1 rRNA gene is annotated in these 1,151 nt (G+C 54.4%); it reads left to right on the top strand.

The features are described 5' to 3' along the window. A 23S ribosomal RNA gene (locus V8F51_RS31460) occupies positions 1-1,149 on the top strand; the annotation flags it as partial. Between the last annotated feature and the right edge of the window lie 2 nt (positions 1,150-1,151).

The following is a 1,151-nucleotide window of genomic DNA, read 5'->3' on the forward strand; positions in this document are numbered from 1 at the left end:
TGAGCAATGGGGTGACACAGAAGGGCAGTGACGCGGACTGATGGAATAGTCCGTCCAAGCAGTGAGGCTGATTCGTAGGCAAATCCGCGAATCGTACGGCTGGGCTGTGATGGGGAGCGAAAATTACAGTAGCGAAGGTCATGTACTCCGGCTGTCAAGAAAAGCCTCTAGTGAGATCTAGGTGCCCGTACCGCAAACCGACACAGGTAGGCGAGCAGAGCATNGAATGGCGTAACGACTTGGGCGCTGTCTCAACGAGAGATCCGGTGAAATTTTAATACCTGTGAAGATGCAGGTTACCCGCGACAAGACGGAAAGACCCCATGGAGCTTTACTGCAGCTTGATATTGGACTTTGGTACGATCTGTACAGGATAGGTGGGAGCCATTGAAGCATGAGCGCCAGCTTGTGTGGAGGCGACGTTGGGATACCACCCTGATCGTATCGGAGTTCTAACCTACTACCGTGAAACCGGTAGAGGGACCGTGTCAGGCGGGCAGTTTGACTGGGGCGGTCGCCTCCTAAAATGTAACGGAGGCGCCCAAAGGTTCCCTCAGAATGGTTGGAAATCATTCGAAGAGTGCAAAGGCATAAGGGAGCTTGACTGCGAGACCTACAAGTCGAGCAGGGACGAAAGTCGGGCTTAGTGATCCGGTGGTACCGAATGGAAGGGCCATCGCTCAACGGATAAAAGCTACCCTGGGGATAACAGGCTTATCTCCCCCAAGAGTCCACATCGACGGGGAGGTTTGGCACCTCGATGTCGGCTCATCGCATCCTGGGGCTGAAGTAGGTCCCAAGGGTTGGGCTGTTCGCCCATTAAAGCGGTACGCGAGCTGGGTTCAGAACGTCGTGAGACAGTTCGGTCCCTATCTGTCGCGGGCGCAGGAAATTTGAGAGGAGCTGTCCTTAGTACGAGAGGACCGGGATGGACGTACCGCTGGTGTACCAGTTGTTCCGCCAGGAGCACCGCTGGGTAGCCAAGTACGGACGGGATAAGCGCTGAAAGCATCTAAGCGTGAAGCCCCCCTCAAGATGAGATTTCCCAGTATGTAAGACCCCTTGAAGACGACGAGGTTGATAGGTTCGGGGTGGAAGCACAGCAATGTGTGTAGCTGACGAATACTAATCGGTCGAGGGCTTATCCTAAA

The sequence above is a fragment of the Paenibacillus sp. YIM B09110 genome (assembly GCF_037167145.1).
Lineage (GTDB): Bacteria > Bacillota > Bacilli > Paenibacillales > Paenibacillaceae > Pristimantibacillus.